Genomic DNA, 16,604 nt, shown 5'->3' on the forward strand with positions numbered 1-16,604 from the left:
GCTTTGAATATAATGGTTTAGGTTATACTCCTGGCAACTTGACGTTTCTTTGGAGAGGAGACTCTTGGTGTGAATAATCATTTTTCTGTCCTTCATAGAGGATCGGAGTTAGACTTCTTGTCCAGTCAACCATTAGATGTGCTTATTATTGGCGGAGGAATTACTGGAGCAGGGATTGCCTTAGACGCAAGTGTTCGCGGGCTTCGCACTGGTTTGGTGGAGAAGTCCGACTTTGGATCGGGAACAAGCAGCCGGTCTACCAAGCTGATTCACGGCGGTTTGCGCTATTTGAAGCAAGGTGAGATCAGGCTTGTCCAAGAAGTGGGCAGGGAACGAGCTATTCTGTATCAAAATGCTCCTCACGTGGTCATTCCTGCACCTATGTTGCTGCCCATATACAAAGGAGGGGCATATGGATATTGGGCCTCTTCGATTGGTTTATATGTGTATGATTGGTTAGCTGGCGTAGAACGAAAAGAGCGCCGCAAGATGCTGGGGAGGGAACAGACCAAAAAGCAAGAGCCTTTGCTTAAGGCGGATGGCCTGAAAGGAGGGGGTTACTACTTCGAATATCGTACGGATGATGCCAGACTTACTCTAGATGTCTTAAAGACGGCTATCCAATATGGAGCTCGTGCAGTGAATTATGCGGAAGTAACCGAATTTCTTTACGAAGCCAGCAAGGTGATCGGGGTGAAGGTAAGGGATCAGTTAACCGGGAGACCGGTCCAAATAAAGGCAAGAAAGGTGGTTAACGCGGCAGGTCCCTGGGCAGATCGGGTGCGGGATATGGATCCGTCACCACAGCAAAAGCGGATATTTCACACCAAAGGGGTTCATTTGGTCGTTGAGTACGAGCGATTGCCCGTCAGGCAGTCGGTATACTTTGATACGCCTGATGGACGGATGGTCTTTGTGATCCCCAGAGATCGTATAACCTATATTGGGACGACAGATACACCTTATACGCATTGCATCGATAATCCACGAATGACGAAAGAAGATCGAGATTACCTCCTTCTTGCTGTCAACGCGATGTTTCCCAAGGTTCAGTTAACAGAAAAGGATGTTCTCTCTCATTGGGCAGGCTTACGACCGCTCATTTATGAAGAGGGAAAAGGGCCTTCTGAACTGTCCAGGCAGGATGAATTGTTTGTATCCAAGACAGGGCTTATTACGATTGCCGGAGGAAAATTAACAGGGTACCGTAAAATGGCGGAAAAAGTGGTTAATTTAATTGCTCAGGATCTTATGGGTCTGGATAAAAAGGCTCTTCCCCCTTGCACGACTGAAAAAGTAACCATAAGCGGCGGGGAGAGAATGGGTTATCCCTCCTTTAAGAACTGGCAAAAGGAAATGCTGAAAAGGGGGATATTGCTCGGCATCAAAGAAGAAACCATTAAGGAATGGATTGCGACCTACGGGACGAATACGCTGAAGATCTATGATAGATATAGCCAAATCCCGAAGGGAAAAAGCCATCGAGAACTTAGAGCACAGCTTACTTATTCCATTGAAGAAGAGATGACTGTGAAAGCCGCCGATTTCTTGAGACTTCGAACAGGTTGGCTGTCTTTTGATTTTAGGAAGGCAATAGCCCATCGGGCTGTCATCCAGGAAATGATGGGGGAGTTGTTGGGATGGAATCAAGATGAAACCTGCAAGCAGCAAGAGCTGGTATTAAAGCTGTTTCAGCAGATGGATCAGCTGCCCGATGCTGATAACAGCGGATAGCATTTAATGAAAAAAGCTCGTCACAATGGGATGATGAGCTTTTTTCAATGGGCGTTGAGAATATACTGAAATAGTCTTAGGAATGTTGCCTATACAACGAACCCATTTATGTCATATGGTGTTAAAGGAAGGGTCCAAAAAGGGGGTAGGCAATTGAATCCAAAGATCCGGAATATCATCCGGCTTCTGCAAAAGAACAATCAGCTGCTGTGGGATATAAACCACCGACAACGCCAGCAGATCAGACAATTAAGAAAAGAGCTCAAGACCATCAAAGGGTTGCTTGCGCCGAATGAGATCCATCAGTTTAAAAGTAGGATTGTAAGATTTAAATGACCCGAACGATCAAAAGTCTACTTTTGGGAAAGTTTAAATTTATGCACTAAACGGCGCAGCGCAGATACGATAAGAGAGCTTTGCTCCGAATCCAAACGAGCATCTTGAATGAAGTCGACCATTTTGTCGATAGACTGGTCCACACTTCCGACTGTCTTCACATTCCGTTCGTTAATCATTGCAATATTGCCGATAATGCTGCGCATTTGATCCGTGACATCAGGATGGGTTGCGGAAGCTTGGGCCATAGACGTTAATACGCCTTGGACGGCTTGAATAAAATCAGATCCCTTTTCAACTTCATAACTGCTGTCTTGAATCGATTCTTTAACTCGATAGGAACTGCTTTCAATTTGATCCAGCGTTTTGCTGATTTCGTGAGTCGCAATCGTGGTTTGATTAGCTAATTTTCGAATTTCCTCAGCAACTACAGAGAAGCCCCTGCCGTACTCGCCCGCACGAGCGGCCTCTATACTAGCATTTAAAGCAAGCAAATTCGTTTGGTTTGCTATATTATTGATTGTATTGACGATAAGTCCGATATTCTTGGAAAATTCCTTAAAGTGATCGGTCAGCGCAAGCGTGTCATGAACTTTTTCTACAATATGAGTCATTTTGCTGTTAATCGTTGCCACTTGACCTTGGGCTTCATTCAATTGTTCTTGTGACATGGTTTCCAGTTCTTTTAGGGTGTCGCTAATTTGGTCCACTTGTTTCATTGCTTCATGGACATCCGTTAACTGACGCTGCATTTCTAAGGACATGTTACTCATCTGTTGGATGACCTCGAGAGAGTTTTGCTCAACGCGGGCTGTCTTTTCACTCAATGACCGGTTAATTTGCTCGACATCAAGGGTTACAGCTTTCACTTTTGCCATCATTTCGTCCTGGCTATCAATGAGATTATTGACCCAACGACCCAATCCTCCGGTTTCATCATGCTTTAGAGATTGATGGTCTAAACGGATGGTCAGATCTCCACCTCCTTCGGCTATCTTTCGAACGATGTCGGTCATCTGCTTCATGCGGGAAGAAATGGGTACAATCCCTTTTTTATAAAATAGATAAGTGGCTATTCCTGCATATATCACTTGGAAAAAAAGCAAAGACCAAGCGGGGAGGATAGGAAGCAAGGTTAGTCCTTGATGTAGGAAAACACCAATAAAGGAAAGAAGAGCAAATTTTTTCCCGAGCTGCCAGCTGATGGAGCGATTTCGATAAACCTCTTCCAAGTCGCCTTCGCACATCATTCCCCAAAGATCGGGTGAACCGGGGAGCTGGAAAGTGACTCCTTTTCCAATGACTGGAATGTGTCGGTAATCGGAATATCCAGGGAATTCCACAAAAAGGTTTTCTCCCTTATGAATCGTATTCATGACTCCGGGATGCAATTCCTGGGTGGCAGGATCCGTAAAACGAATTTCAAATTCGGTATGCTTCTTTACTTTCACTACACCCCAATGTTGAGTATGTATGCCATCCTTCAGGTTCTCTCCGAGGGTAAAGGCACGGTCTTCAAAACGACTTCGGGACAAGGCGATGCCTTGAGGAATGGCGGGATCGAAGTTGGACTTGGCCATAAACAGATAATTATCGCCGGAATCCCGATAAACATGACCGGCTTCCCGCTGGATCAGATCTCCCATAACATCGTTAGGAATTCGTCCAGCTAATACGGAAACAAGTTCCCCTTCTTGAATGACGGGCTGTAAAAACAAGAGAGTGACCTCATCATGGAATGGAGACGTTCGCGGTCCGATTTCCAATGTAATAGGATCGAGAAAAGGACCATAAAGCATGCTTTTTTTCGTACGAATGACTTGGTCCAGGGCTTTTCTATAAGTTGGGTACTGGTGTCTTACATAGGTGAATCCCTGATGTTTAGCATATGTAGAAGCGGTAACTTGGCCTTCTTCGTTCAATTGGAAAAGCTCTGTAAAATACTTGCTGTTTTTCAGTCTATAATCAAGAAATATGTTTTGATTTATGGAGGAAACTCTCGCCATCTCCATGGCGGCTTTTTCTAAGACGTCCCATTGTTCATGCGCCCAATCGGTTAATAAAGATACCCGCGTTTTGGCAATGCCTTCAAAAATTTCTTCTACCGTTTGCTTATCCTTCTCATTTAGTTTGTACGACCACCATAGAGGCAGTCCTTCCCGAAAGTCTAACCAGCCAAAGAACCCCATTGTTGTTGATCACTTCCCTCTTCCCACCATTTTTTTCTTTTATCTATTTTAATATAAGTAGGTATATTTCCCTGGATTACTTGTTAGAAAATCCAACATAGTAATTATATGGAAAATAGAATGTTAGATTTTGTGACGATCCTCCAGTCAAGTGAGCCAGGATCCATTATAGTAAAAAGTACCAGAAGGTAGGCCTTCCTTACTCTGGATCTCTCACTCCTATTCCTGATTGCCCTCACCATGTGAGGGTCTTTTTTTGCTTTAAGTTATGATACAATCGAGGGTGGAATGGAGGGATTGGAGATGGGGAAATATATCAAACCCATATCAAGGCTATTAACAGTGACTTTCTTTCTATTGATTTTAGGAGCATGCTCCTCAGGCTCAGAGGATCAGAAAGCTATTCAACTGAATAATCAAGATAATCAACTTGTCACCGTGGCGGGAGACAAGCCAGCTGTCTTGTTTTTCTTCACTACGTATACCTGAGGGACCTGCCAGCAACAGCTCGTGGAGCTGAATAACCAACTCGAGCAATTGGATGCCTTAGATGCGGAAGTGTATGCGATTAGCAAGGACGGCCCAAATGAGTTAAAGCAGCTTGCTGAGGCAATCAAGGAAAAATATCCAAGGGATGACCAAAAGGCGATTACATTTTTATCAGATCCGGAATTTGAGCTCATCGAAGCGATGGAAATGAGAAATGGAGATACGGCCTATCGTGGATATGGTCTCCTTGATCAAAATGGGGAAACCGTATTTGTTCAGATTGATGATCACTGGGGAGAAAAAATGGAAGAAACAACAGCCAAAATTACAGAAGAAATGAAAAAGGTCCTGCGTCCGTAGAACTTTCTTCTATTATTTTAGGATCATGTCAAAGATAGACGTTATTCATCAAAGGATTCGACAAGGAATAGGGCGAATTTTTAATCTAGCAAGAAATCGTTGAGAGTGACTTTAAGGGAGGGAATTCGCAATGAAGCGCCTTGTATTATCCGATGAATTGATTGAGTCGTTGGCCTTTGATTTCTGTAATGAGCATCCTGAGAAAGTTACCTTTGAACAGTTCCTGGAAAGGGAGATTCTGCGGATGAAGCAAGTGATTGCGCCTAGGCCCCTTCGTGAAATGGCCGAGAGATAAATGATAAGGGTTCTTAGAAAGGTTGAAGAAAGCAACCTCTCTAGGAACCCTTTTTCTGTATGTACAGTACTTGAGTCTCTAAGTATTGGAGGTCCTGATGCTTGAGAGATATCTCGGTTATATTCCTCCGGGTGCCATTTACATCTGTGCCTTGTTGTCTGTTGCACTTCCGTGGACCGTCTTTGCTATAAATAGATCCTTACATAAAGCTGGGGATGCTCGCTGGAAAGCAGATAAAAATCAGCAAGCTGAAGATGATAAAGTGGTTCGCCAAGGTTTGTGGATTATGCTTAGTACGGCAGCGGTCCTGACAGGAGTATGGATATTAGATGCCTGGGTGTTAAAATAAAAGCAAAAAGTCCGCTAGCACGTTGATAGCTAGCGGACTTTTCTTGTTTTTTATGCTGCTGCCTTGCTTTTTTCACGAACAAGCAGAGTAAAGGCAAGGTTCGAGCCTAGACTCGAGCAAGCCATGACAATCCCCATAGGGATGGCGGTATGGCTGCCGCCTATCCCAACCAGTGGAGCAATCATGCCTCCAATAATTAAAGACAGGACTCCAAGTAATGCCGAAGCGCTGCCTGCTGATTTCCCTTGAGTTTGCATAGCCAATGAAAATCCAGCAGTGTTTACCATTCCTACACTCGATACTGTGAGGAACAAGGGAGGCAGAACGGCAAAAAGGCTTGCATTAAGGAATAGCATGATGAACAGCCATACTCCCCCAAGGGCCGATAGGCGAAGACCTACTTTAAGCAAGGTAGCTTCACCCACTCGACCGGCAAGCCTGCCGGTGGTCTGGGTAGCAAGGATAATCCCGAGTCCGTTCATGGCGAAAATCAAACTGAAAGTTTGAGGGGAAACATGGAATACATTTTGAAAGACGAAGGACGAACCGGATATGTAAGCAAACATAGAGGCAAATACGAGTCCTTGGCAGATGGCATACCCCATAAAGCTTCGGTCTAAAAAAAGATTTTTAAAGGTTAGCAAGGTTGCCCTTGTACCTCCCTTGGCCCTTCGTTCCTTTACAAGTGTTTCCGGCAATCCGCTAAGCACAGTAAGAAGTAAAAGAATGCCGATAATGCCAAGTAAAATGAATACCCCTTGCCAAGAAGTAACCCGCAGCAGCTGTCCGCCAATAATGGGGGCAATGATGGGGCCGAGTCCATTTACCAGCATCAAAAGAGAAAAAAACTTTGTAAGTTCAGATCCAGAATAAAGGTCCCGGACGATTGCCCGAGAAATGACAATTCCTGCTGAACCCGCCATACCCTGGACAAACCGCAGGAGAAGAAGGGTCCAAATGGAAGGGCTGAGTGCGCATAGCACAGACGCAACGGAATAAATGGCCATCCCAATCAGCAATGGTTTCCTGCGGCCGTAGACATCACTATAGGGACCGGCAAAAAGCTGCCCCAAAGCCATCCCTACTAAGAAAAAGGTGAGGCTGAGCTGGATCAGGGGCGCGCTGGTATGGAGGTCTTCAGCAATATTAGGAAAGGCCGGCAGATACATGTCAACGGATAAGGGGCCAATTGTTGCCAAAGATCCCAGCATTACCGCTAACTTTAAACGGTCTGAACGAGATTGATCTATTGTCATGCTATTCATACATCCATTCCTCTCAAAGAGTTTCTCCAAAAAAAACATAGCCTAAGGGCTGGTAAGGTTTGGCATCCCCATCTTACATCTGGAAAACCATTAAAGTCCATATACAAGTGTTCAAGGTCAGCCTACACGAAATCAGTAGAGTGGAGGATCTATACAAGTGACTGATAAGAAATCTTACATGATTCTCACTTTCGCAAGAAGTTTTTGTAAATAAATCTAACATAATTTTTACAAATAAAGGATAAAGAGCGTATCTTACTCTTTTTAAAAGAAGAAATCGCTTTAATCATGTTATACAGGATTACACTGATTTTGCTCCTACAACCTACGGGATATATATTTGATATAAGAATTCATGAAGGAGGGAAGGATGATGAAGCTCATAATTGAAATTCTCGTGCTATGTGCCATATACCAGTTTAGCGTATGGATGACATCTGTTTTGCACTTGCCTGTCCCTTCTATAATGATCGGAATGGCGTTGTTGCTTTTCATGTTGACTACAGGCGTAATCAAACCGAATCAGTTAGAGCAGTCCAGCCGATTTTTATCGCGTCACATGGTTCTGTTTTTTATTCCAATTATTGTTGGGATTGTTCAGTACTGGGAGGTAATAAAGCAGGGTGGTTGGCTATTACTTTTCACGATTGCCATTAGTACGATCTTTGTCATCCTATCCACTGCTTTTTTTGCCATCCTATTTAAAAAAAGGAGAGAGACGCAATGACAGTATTTTATCCGGCAATCTGGTTCGTTTTGACCATTGTATTATATGTCCTGGTTGCGAGGTTGTATAAAAAATACCCTTTCATCTGGCTAAACCCGCTTTATATTTGTCCGCTTCTCTTGATTTTTATCTTGGGGATAACGCACACGAATTATGTAGACTATCGATCTGGGACAGAAGCGATTTCGTTTTTCCTGGGGCCGGTTGAGCTTGTAATGATGATTTCCTTATACAGAAACTTCGCTGTGCTTAAACGTCACTTTACCATGATTATAACTGGAGTTTTATTTGGTACTTCGGCTGGGGTGTTCTTCGTGACATGGATAGCGGACACTCTTGATCTGGGCCAGTTAACGATTCTTTCGTTAGCCCCAAAGTCAACAACCGCCCCCATGGCAGTATCTGTCTCATCTTCTCTCGGGGGGCTGCCGGAACTGACCGCGATCTTTGCCATGATTACGGCGCTCACCGGCTTATTGATCGGCCCTGCCCTAATCCGGTGGCTTGGCATCAGCAATAAGATTGTCAAAGGTTTAGTTATGGGAACGGCGGCATCAATGGTTGGAGCGGCTAAGGCTGCGCAGTGGGGGGAGCTGGAGGGAGCCATGGGAGTGTTGGGAATGGCTTTGTCGGCTTTGTTTATGCCTCTCTTGGCTGGATGCTTATTGCTATTTTATTAAGCTTGACTTGTATATTGGTTTATTTTGTTGTGGTAACACTAAATGTAATGGGAGATACGAATTTGAACACGCTCCCTCCGTTTTTGCCATTTATCTATTTATTGATGCTTTCTTTATTTATGGCCAATCGGTTTGCAGACACTTACCGGAAAAATGAAGAACTATCTACTCGCCTATTAAGGGTGGACCAATTGAAGGATGATTTTCTGGCTATTTGGTTATCAATTCGAAGTCAAATAAATCAGTATGACATGAAGAATAAGGTGGAGGATGGATGTGGTGATTCGGCCCGTAGATGTAATTGAGTTCATGACTTTCCGTCATTCTTTGCAGCCCTGGAATACCCTTCTTGGTGTAAATGATCAAGGACTTCTCGAGGCAATGGAAGATTCCATAAAATCCGGCGAAAAAATTTATGGGGCATTCCTTCATGGTCAACTAGCAGGGATAATCGACTGCAGTGAAGAAGTATTCAAAACGACCGAAAATGTTCCGGTTAGGGAATTGCTAATTGGAACCATTTTTGTCCATCCGGCTTTCCGGGATAAAGGAATAGGGAAAGAATTGGTTGAATATGTGGTTAACCAGGCGAAAACGGAATACGTGATCACGGATCCCATTGATGCTAAGGCTGAAGAGTTCTTTAGGCATTGCGGGTTTATACCCAATGAAATCTTTGAAATGGATGATGGCGGTTCATGGATGATGGTCAAGGAAGTACATCCAACATGAGGGAGCAAAAGAGATTGTAAATTCGATGATGGAGTTGTGAAGCATGAACGAACCAACGCGCAATGATCTAGAGGAGCCTATCCTGGAAGAGGATTCTGTTTTCCAGGATGACGATGATCTTAGCGCTGAGTTAGTTGAACAAAGCGAAAAACGGAGAAGGCTGGTAAAGAAAACGGTCTCTGTTTTGCTGGTTTTGGCCTTATTTTTAAACGTCATAAGTGTATGGCCCCATGTAATCCGGTGGGAAGCGATTGATTTTCTACGCACATCCTATCGTTTATACCAAGATGCTGCCGTTAAGGAAAGAAAGCAAGCAGTTGTCTCTGTGGTAGGACAAGAAGGCAGAGGAACAGGCTTTGTCATCGACTCCTCGGGGGTAGTTCTTACCAATTACCATGTGGTTGAAGGGGAGAAAGGAATTTATCTGCATCTCCCCAATGGAGATTCTTTTGTTCCTACGATCAGGCAGTCTTTCCCAGAGCTGGATTTAGCTGTTTTAGGAGTGAATGTTTCCAATCTTGTTTCCCTTGCCGCTGATTATGATTACGAATGGAGCGAAGGGGAACGGGTAACTTTTATAGGTAATCCCTTAGGATATCTCTGGATTGCGAATGAGGGAGAAGTGTTGGGTACTACAAAAGTTAAAGGTATCAAACAACCGGTAATGGCCATTCGCGCGCCAGTTTATCGAGGCAACAGCGGGAGTCCCCTTTTCAATCAGCAAGGAAAGGTAATTGGAGTTCTTTTTGCCACTACCTCTTTAGATGGGGAAACCGTAGGACTGGCTATTCCCATTCGATACGTGAAAGGGGAATGGGGCCAGGCTAGCAGCGCAAGTAAGGAGATGGAAAAATGGCAAAAGTAGCCAAAACGAATGCCATGCGTATTTTAGATCAAAAGAAGCTATCGTATCTAGTATTGACCTATGACAGTCAAGACGGGAAAATAGATGGGCTGTCCGTTGCTGAAAAAATCGGAAAGGATCCGGCAAATGTCTATAAAACCTTGGTCGCTCAAGGTGCTGGTCAATCCGTCTATGTGTTTGTCGTCCCAGTAGGGGCTGAACTAGACTTGAAAAAAGCAGCCAAGGCTTCGTCGGAAAAAAAACTGGAGATGCTTCCTGTTAAAGACATTCAAAAATGGACAGGCTATATCCGGGGCGGATGTTCTCCGGTTGGCATGAAAAAGCTATTTCCTACATATATTGATGAGAGTGCATCTAAGTTAGAGACGATAATAGTCAGTGGCGGGAAAATTGGCATACAGCTCCAAATGAGTCCCAAAGACCTAGCGGGAGTAACGGAAGCGAAGTTTCTGGATATCATCAAATAGTAAAAAAGAGCTACCTTAAGAAGGGTAGCTCTTTTACAGTTGGCAAGAAGTGGTGTGATAATAATTGCTTTCCATTCAAACACTATATTTAGGCTGGAATAAGTGAGTGAGAGCTAATGAAAAGCAATAAACGAAACAGGTACCCTTTCATTGTCCTGCTTATCATTCATGGTGCGCTGATTTTCTACACCTTTTATAAGCATAAAGACAGGAAATCCTTGCTGATTTTATTATTTTCAAATATCGGTTTGGCTTACCTGTTCGAGTATTTTGTATTTACTCTTTTCAAGGCATATTGCTATAGACCTTATTTCTTTAAAAGGGAATACATCGATAATACGCTCGGTGCCATCTTATCGCAAGCGATCTATGTCCCCTTTACAGCTGTGTTCATTACAGCGTCCCAATGGGGATGGAAAGTCAAATGGTTATTTAGTTTTTATTTCTCTGTTGTAGAAGTTTTGTTTTTGCGTTTGCGGGTTTATCAGCACCATTGGTGGAGGGTTATTTATACAACCGTTCTGCTCCCCATCTTTTTCTTTATCAGTGATTGGTGGTACAAGCAGATTAAAAAGGGTACGCCTTTTGTTTTATCTATATCGCTCGTTAACATCATTTTGGTTACGAGCACAAACATCATGTATGTTTTCGCCTTACTGCGTAAAATCAGATTTGGCAGGGGAAAATGGCATTCTTGGAGTGAGCATTTTCATATTAGTCCCCTCTATACCTTGGCCCAGGCTTTATTTACGGTTTGGTCAATTAGGGACGGCAGCTGGTGGTCGAAGGTGAGAGTGGTACTGTTTGGTGTAATGCTGGATTGGACATTGAAAACTCTAGGCATCCTAAAAATGAATTTCTATTATCCGTATATGAACATCGTATTGAATAGCTTCATGATATTCCTTTCGGTTCGTTACAAGCATTGGGTGGATCAGCAAAGCATTTAAAAAGAGCCGATGTCTCTACATGCAGGACGTTTTACAGTTTTTTCATCGTCAGCATAAAGGATAAGCGTCTCTTCATCTTCCATCAACAACCGGCCAATGCAAGCGTAACGGTTGCCTTTTTGTTCCCAAACGATATGGATGATGTTAAGAGTGGTTTTGACCTGTGAAAGCCAGTTTCGAACATTGCCATAAAAAGCAGTCTCAGGTATTTGCTTACATTAGCTATAAAAACGAAGGATCAGGAATGGCAGGATGATTTGCTTTTTAAGCTGCAATACGAATCCAAATAAAAAGACAAGCTCTATCGCTTGTCTTATACTTTAACAGGGTCTTTGGCAAATGACCGGGCTACTTCCCTGGCACGGTCCATGGCTCTTTGCTTAATTTGCTCCGCTTCATTTGGCATTTGGGCCATGCCTTCAACAATGATCGAATCCACATCCGTAATGCCAACAAATCCAAAGATTGTTCTTAGGTAACGATCCCCGAATTCCGCTTCCATTGCGGGGCCTTCGGAATATACCCCTCCACGAGCCTGAATATGAATGGCTTTTCTTTATTCTTTTTCATCTAAAGAGAAGATCGTCTCTCCATGCGTAAAAGGATATAAGCTTGGTTCTATTGGGGAAGGGGATTCGAGTTTAACTTGAGAATGGCTGACGCCATCTAGTGGTATATCTTTTCCATAGATAAACATGCTTGTCCCTCTTTCATCTATGGATATAATGTTCTCAGCCTCTCGATAAATTATGTTAAATTAAATAAGGAAGGGCTATTGAAATTTTCAATAGCCCTTCTATCCACTGATATTCAGTTGTTTTATCGGCTAGTTCCTGCTAGAGCTTGTTCAGCGAACTGTACAAGACGCTTTGTGATTTCTCCTCCAACAGATCCGTTAGCACGAGAAGTTTGATCAGCTCCAAGCTGTACACCGAATTCCTGAGCGATTTCGTACTTCATTTGGTCAAGTGCTTGACTTGCCCCTTGAACTAATTTTTGGTTGTTGTTATTGCCACCAGGCATAGGTGACACCTCCATTTTTTTTTCAAGGACCAATAAGGTACCTTGTACATGTTATTGTGAGCAAAATGAATTGAACTATTCTTGAAATTTATGGAAGTGTTAACCGCTCCAGTATACGACGCTTTCGGTATAGCATCATTCCCGTTTCTGCCACGTCCTGAATGGTTGATTTATTGATGTAGGCTCCGAAGATCATGCCTGCTATGGGTACCATCTGAAATAGCTTCTTCCAGCCGAAGTTATCCCGATAGGTCATTACGACTTCTCTCCATCCTTCCAGCTGCGATATGGCTTGAGAACTTGATCGATTCGTCTGAAAAGATTCCAATTCTTCGAGGATGGCTTTCTTTCCAACGATATCAGATGAAGTAAATTGGAGGCACTTTACGATAAATATACGTTCTTCTTTTTGGCGGGGATCGTATCCGTATGTTAAAGCCATTTCTTGCAGAACTTTCAGTGAAATGCCAAGCAGTAGGGGAATATCTATGGCGAGGGTAAAAAGACCGCCGATACCAGTCGTTGCCCCTTGGACAGTTGCCATTTTGGAACGGGAATCCAACAGGCCTTTAGCAACTTTATCCATTTCAAGGAGAGGGAGTTGCTGGATCTCGGATTGGGAGGGGACATCCTTGGAGAATTTTTTGTATATGTCTTCTTCTTTAATAAGGTATTGTCCACCGGATTGAATATAGCTGCCCAGTTCATCAATAGATTGTCCGATTTTTTGGTGGATGAATTTGGGGGTGATTCGGTCTAGCAAAACGAAAGGAAGTCGACCCAACTTTTCCCAAAACCATAAATCTTTCTGATCTTTTTCCCAGTCCGCAATGTGTTTCAGTTCAAGTAGCAATTCTTCTCTCGATTCGACGGCCTTCAATTGATTCACTCCTAGCTTATTGGCATATTGTACTCTATGAATACGGACATCCAAACTTAAAGTTTCAATATTAGAAAAAGACGGGAGAGATGTCCCGTCTTTTGCCTTCCATGCTTTAACAGCACCCCTGATTCCCAACCATAACCAGTCCTCCATTTTGAACATCAAGCCCAAGATCTTGGGTGTATTCCAAAATCTTGTCCTCAATGGCAACGAGTATGCCATTAATGGTTTCCACTTTATCCTGCGCTGTTGGCTCATCCAGAGCCAAGCCCAATTTGGGGCTTCCTCAGGACATTCCTGCGAAGTAAATGCGAATGTTTTTAGCTCCATTTTCGCTTAGAACCCCTTGGATAAGGTCTTTTGCAGCATCTGTAATTGTCATAGTTGCACCTCCTCGCTCCTCAATATGACTGATAAAATTCAGCTTATTTATCGTACCACTTCGTCTGCCAGTTAATAAAGTATAAATTCTGCCGTAATTCAAAGCGATATCCAAGTATAAAAATCGATAAATAGAGACATAATAGGTAGGCAAGATCAAATTAAAGAATCATGTAATGGTTACATGCTAGGAGGCAAAAATGGAACACGGTAAGGTAAAATGGTTTAATAGCGAAAAAGGCTTTGGATTTATTGAGCGTGATGGCGGAGACGATGTATTTGTTCACTTCTCAGCTATTCAAGGCGATGGTTACAGATCGTTGGATGAAGGACAAGAAGTAACGTTTGACATTGAACAGGGTCAACGCGGCCCACAAGCGACAAACGTCAGAAAAGCCTAATACTAATGTAAAAAATAAACAGACTCCTAGACGGGGGTCTGTTTTCTATTTGTTTTCTTGGCAATGTCGATGAATGCTTTAACTAAAGGAGAGCGTTCATTTTTCCGCCAGGATAAACCCATATTTGCGAAGGGCAACAGGTTTTTCATATCTAGAAAGGACACATGCTGTGTATGAAGGTTCATAGCAGATTGAGGAACGACGGCAATCCCCAGGCCTGCTGCAACTAGGCCGATAACCGTCTGGAATTCAAGGGCCTCTTGCTGGATTTTTGGATTGCATAACGAAACAATATCATCATAAAGACCTGCCCAAGTTTTTCGTGACAGCATGACAAATGGGTAGTCTGAAAGATCTGTTACAGATAATGGCTCTTTTTCTATTAAAGGGTGCCGATTAGGAACGGCCAAAACACATGGAACTGTAGATACAATTTCAGTGCACAATGTTTCGTTAGGAATGGGGGGACGGAGTACGCCGATATCAATCTCCCCTTCATTTAGGGCTGTTATTTGGACAGGGGTAGACATTTCGAGAAGATCAACATGAACGTTCGGATAAAGATGGCGAAATTCACGCAGGACGGCTGGTAAAATATCATAAGTTGCAGATCCTACGAATCCTACCGTGAGCGAACCGATTTCACCCTCATGGGTTCGCCTGGCGTTAAGGGTTGCTTTTTCAAGGTGCAATAGAATTTTCCGTATTTCTTCGGCAAATAATCTGCCTGCATCCGTTAACTCAACATGACGATTGGTACGGTGAAAGAGGGGAAAGCCTAGTTCCTTTTCAAGGTTTTGAATTTGCAGGCTCAGGGGAGGCTGAGTGATCCGAAGGCGTTCAGCGGCCCGGCTGAAATTCAATTCTTCGGAAACCGCAAGGAAATATTGGAGTTGTCTTAGTTCCATCGATAGCCTCCAGTAAAAATCAGTTATTTACTATTTGTATCATAATAATATGAATTATATATTGTACAAATACTTCGAATCAAGATACGATGGTATTAACCATCATCTATGAGGAGGAAATTAATATATGGCAACCAGCGTGAAGCCTGGACAATTATCCATTGGAACTATAGAAGAGAACTGGACTGGAGATGCACGATTCCACGAATACACTACAGCAGCTGACCCGATAGGGAGCGGTATAATCAGTCCCGTCCCTGCGATAGAATTTGGACCGGAGCTATATAATTCAGGGGAAACTCGGATTATTACTCTAGACCTTTCTAAAGATCTAGGAACGGCATATCCAGCAACAAGCCCTTCGCTTCTCGCGCAATTTATACGGATCAATGCAGGCGATTCGATCGATACTCAACCTAATGCAACGAGTGAACTTTATTATATTATTTCCGGTGCAGGATGTACCGCAGTGAATGGGGAAACGATCAATTGGAAAAAAGGGGATTTTCTAACGCTCCCCGCGGGATCAGTAAGCCGCCATTCGGCTACAGAAGATGCGACCATCTATTATATCCTGGATACCCCATTACTAAATTATCTAGGCGCAAAGGCAACAGAGGCGAAGTTTAGTCCGACTCTATTTACGGCAGAAGAAGCTAATGCAATGTTAAATGAGGTCGCCAATGCACCTGATGCCCATCTTAAGAATCGGATTTCGATTCTTTTAAACAATCAAAAGTTTGATCAGACGTTAACCATCACTCATGTATTATGGGCCATGCTGGGCATCGTACCCGTAGGTGCCAACCAAGCTCCGCATAGCCACAAGTCAGTCGCATTGGATTTCGTCGCTTATGCTGCACCTGGCACGTATACGCTGGTAGGAGACAAGGTTGATCCCGCAACGGCTGAAATTATAGACCCGATCCGGATTGATTGGGTTACCGGTAAGGCGTTTGTCACACCTCCCGGCTTATGGCATTCGCACCACAATGAATCGGGTGAGCCTGCTTTCATTATTCCGATTCAAGATGCAGGATTACAAACCTATCTTCGAACCCTGGATATACAATTTACCCATTACCAAAAATAATTTGATATACTGCCATTACGAGCCTTAGAAGCGATTCTAGCGGCTCATTTTTTTAAGGAAACCATCTGAAAGAGATGATACGCATTGAGAGTGGCCAAGTTTTGTGAGCGAAATGTTGAAGGAACAGACGCCAAAACAGCGATTCAACAACTTGAAAGAGAGTATTCAAATGAGGTGGAAATCCGCATTGTGGATTGTTTCCGACGATGCTTGCAGTGCCGGGTCAAACCTTTTTGCAGAATTCAACTGACGACCATTGAAGCGGAACACGCAAGTGCACTTGTCGATAAAGTGATGCAAACGGTTGGGGTGTCGCAGCAAAAATAGCAGCGGTGAAACAGAGTGTCCAATTTATAACACTAGAACTCCTCTCTCTATCTGTTATACTACTTAAACAAAATAAGGCAAAATGGAAATGGAATCGAACCTATAAATCTACTTTTTCTAAGTTCACAGATAGAGCAACCAGCAAAAAAT

At 43.3% G+C, this 16,604-nt stretch carries 22 protein-coding genes and 2 pseudogenes; 16 read left to right on the forward strand and 8 right to left on the reverse strand.

Going from position 1 to position 16,604, the window contains the following annotated elements; translation table 11 throughout:
* Nucleotides 1-69: 69 nt before the first annotated feature.
* Together ABLT31_RS03580 and ABLT31_RS03585 are read left to right on the forward strand one after the other, a co-directional pair.
* Nucleotides 70-1,734: a glycerol-3-phosphate dehydrogenase/oxidase gene (locus tag ABLT31_RS03580; protein ID WP_367748953.1), complete on the forward strand. Its 1,665-nt coding sequence runs from the start codon at nt 70-72 to the stop codon at nt 1,732-1,734.
* 153 nt (nt 1,735-1,887) lie between these two features.
* A complete protein-coding gene (locus ABLT31_RS03585; RefSeq protein ID WP_367748956.1) occupies nt 1,888-2,070 on the forward strand; it encodes a hypothetical protein in 183 nt (60 codons plus the stop codon).
* A gap of 17 nt (nt 2,071-2,087) precedes the next feature.
* Here ABLT31_RS03585 and ABLT31_RS03590 read toward each other — a convergent pair whose 3' ends face one another.
* Nucleotides 2,088-4,259: a methyl-accepting chemotaxis protein gene (locus ABLT31_RS03590; protein WP_367748959.1), complete on the reverse strand. Its 2,172-nt coding sequence runs from the start codon at nt 4,257-4,259 to the stop codon at nt 2,088-2,090.
* Between the two features lie 303 nt (nt 4,260-4,562).
* On the opposite strand from ABLT31_RS03590, the gene ABLT31_RS03595 reads away from it, so the two are divergent.
* The 4 genes and pseudogenes from ABLT31_RS03595 (at nt 4,563) to ABLT31_RS03610 (ending at nt 5,752) form a co-directional block, all read left to right on the forward strand.
* Complete coding sequence (locus tag ABLT31_RS03595) at nt 4,563-4,748, forward strand: hypothetical protein (protein WP_367748962.1); 186 nt, start codon at nt 4,563-4,565, stop codon at nt 4,746-4,748.
* 15 nt (nt 4,749-4,763) lie between these two features.
* Nucleotides 4,764-5,108: pseudogene (locus ABLT31_RS03600) on the forward strand (redoxin domain-containing protein); the annotation flags it as partial.
* A 130-nt stretch (nt 5,109-5,238) separates the two neighbouring features.
* On the forward strand, nt 5,239-5,403 hold the full coding sequence (locus ABLT31_RS03605; RefSeq protein ID WP_367748965.1) for a hypothetical protein: 165 nt from the start codon (nt 5,239-5,241) through the stop codon (nt 5,401-5,403).
* 97 nt (nt 5,404-5,500) lie between these two features.
* Entirely contained in the window at nt 5,501-5,752 is a 252-nt protein-coding gene (locus ABLT31_RS03610; protein ID WP_367748968.1) for a hypothetical protein, read from the forward strand.
* Between the two features lie 50 nt (nt 5,753-5,802).
* Here the strand turns inward: ABLT31_RS03610 and ABLT31_RS03615 are convergent, their stop codons facing one another.
* A complete protein-coding gene (locus tag ABLT31_RS03615) occupies nt 5,803-7,017 on the reverse strand; it encodes a Bcr/CflA family multidrug efflux MFS transporter (RefSeq protein ID WP_367748971.1) in 1,215 nt (404 codons plus the stop codon).
* Between the two features lie 370 nt (nt 7,018-7,387).
* Between ABLT31_RS03615 and ABLT31_RS03620 the strand changes: the two genes are divergently transcribed.
* The 7 genes from ABLT31_RS03620 to ABLT31_RS03650 all read left to right on the forward strand — a co-directional run bounded on the left by ABLT31_RS03620 (nt 7,388) and on the right by ABLT31_RS03650 (nt 11,438).
* The gene (locus tag ABLT31_RS03620) at nt 7,388-7,744 is read left to right on the forward strand and encodes a CidA/LrgA family protein (protein ID WP_367748974.1); all 357 of its coding nucleotides are present in this window, start codon (nt 7,388-7,390) and stop codon (nt 7,742-7,744) included.
* A complete protein-coding gene (locus tag ABLT31_RS03625) occupies nt 7,741-8,424 on the forward strand; it encodes an LrgB family protein (RefSeq protein ID WP_367748977.1) in 684 nt (227 codons plus the stop codon). Before ABLT31_RS03620 ends, ABLT31_RS03625 begins: the two co-directional genes overlap by 4 nt.
* Nucleotides 8,425-8,486: 62 nt before the next feature.
* Nucleotides 8,487-8,729 (forward strand): hypothetical protein, encoded by a 243-nt coding sequence (locus ABLT31_RS03630; protein WP_367748980.1) that lies wholly within the window; start codon nt 8,487-8,489, stop codon nt 8,727-8,729.
* Nucleotides 8,704-9,156: a GNAT family N-acetyltransferase gene (locus ABLT31_RS03635; protein WP_367748983.1), complete on the forward strand. Its 453-nt coding sequence runs from the start codon at nt 8,704-8,706 to the stop codon at nt 9,154-9,156. Before ABLT31_RS03630 ends, ABLT31_RS03635 begins: the two co-directional genes overlap by 26 nt.
* Before the next feature lie 43 nt (nt 9,157-9,199).
* A complete protein-coding gene (locus ABLT31_RS03640) occupies nt 9,200-10,021 on the forward strand; it encodes a S1C family serine protease (protein ID WP_367748985.1) in 822 nt (273 codons plus the stop codon).
* Nucleotides 10,009-10,488, forward strand: coding sequence for a Cys-tRNA(Pro) deacylase (gene ybaK / locus ABLT31_RS03645; protein WP_367748988.1), 480 nt, complete (start codon nt 10,009-10,011; stop codon nt 10,486-10,488). The genes ABLT31_RS03640 and ybaK overlap by 13 nt, the downstream gene beginning before the upstream one ends.
* A 116-nt stretch (nt 10,489-10,604) precedes the next feature.
* A complete protein-coding gene (locus ABLT31_RS03650; RefSeq protein WP_367748992.1) occupies nt 10,605-11,438 on the forward strand; it encodes a hypothetical protein in 834 nt (277 codons plus the stop codon).
* 313 nt (nt 11,439-11,751) lie between these two features.
* On the opposite strand, the pseudogene ABLT31_RS03655 reads toward ABLT31_RS03650, so the two are convergent.
* The 5 genes and pseudogenes from ABLT31_RS03655 to ABLT31_RS03675 form a co-directional block, all read right to left on the reverse strand.
* Nucleotides 11,752-11,994 (reverse strand): annotated as a pseudogene (locus tag ABLT31_RS03655) (NAD(P)H-dependent oxidoreductase); the annotation flags it as partial.
* Nucleotides 11,995-12,135 (reverse strand): hypothetical protein, encoded by a 141-nt coding sequence (locus tag ABLT31_RS03660; RefSeq protein WP_367748995.1) that lies wholly within the window; start codon nt 12,133-12,135, stop codon nt 11,995-11,997.
* A 122-nt stretch (nt 12,136-12,257) separates the two neighbouring features.
* Nucleotides 12,258-12,461: a small, acid-soluble spore protein, alpha/beta type gene (locus ABLT31_RS03665; RefSeq protein WP_367748997.1), complete on the reverse strand. Its 204-nt coding sequence runs from the start codon at nt 12,459-12,461 to the stop codon at nt 12,258-12,260.
* An 88-nt stretch (nt 12,462-12,549) separates the two neighbouring features.
* Nucleotides 12,550-13,341, reverse strand: coding sequence for an EcsC family protein (locus tag ABLT31_RS03670; RefSeq protein WP_367749350.1), 792 nt, complete (start codon nt 13,339-13,341; stop codon nt 12,550-12,552).
* Between the two features lie 115 nt (nt 13,342-13,456).
* Complete coding sequence (locus ABLT31_RS03675; protein WP_367749000.1) at nt 13,457-13,726, reverse strand: HesB-like (seleno)protein; 270 nt, start codon at nt 13,724-13,726, stop codon at nt 13,457-13,459.
* A gap of 199 nt (nt 13,727-13,925) precedes the next feature.
* Here ABLT31_RS03675 and ABLT31_RS03680 point away from each other — a divergent pair, with 199 nt between their 5' ends.
* Nucleotides 13,926-14,126, forward strand: coding sequence for a cold-shock protein (locus tag ABLT31_RS03680; protein WP_367749004.1), 201 nt, complete (start codon nt 13,926-13,928; stop codon nt 14,124-14,126).
* Nucleotides 14,127-14,152: 26 nt separating this feature from the next.
* On the opposite strand, the gene ABLT31_RS03685 is transcribed toward ABLT31_RS03680, so the two are convergent.
* Nucleotides 14,153-15,034, reverse strand: a complete 882-nt coding sequence (locus ABLT31_RS03685; RefSeq protein ID WP_367749007.1) for a LysR family transcriptional regulator — start codon at nt 15,032-15,034, stop codon at nt 14,153-14,155.
* A 127-nt stretch (nt 15,035-15,161) separates the two neighbouring features.
* On the opposite strand from ABLT31_RS03685, the gene ABLT31_RS03690 reads away from it, so the two are divergent.
* Complete coding sequence (locus ABLT31_RS03690; protein ID WP_367749008.1) at nt 15,162-16,127, forward strand: cupin domain-containing protein; 966 nt, start codon at nt 15,162-15,164, stop codon at nt 16,125-16,127.
* Between the two features lie 90 nt (nt 16,128-16,217).
* Nucleotides 16,218-16,454, forward strand: coding sequence for a DUF1450 domain-containing protein (locus ABLT31_RS03695; RefSeq protein WP_367749011.1), 237 nt, complete (start codon nt 16,218-16,220; stop codon nt 16,452-16,454).
* Nucleotides 16,455-16,604 lie beyond the last annotated feature (150 nt).

The organism is Ammoniphilus soli (assembly GCF_040813775.1).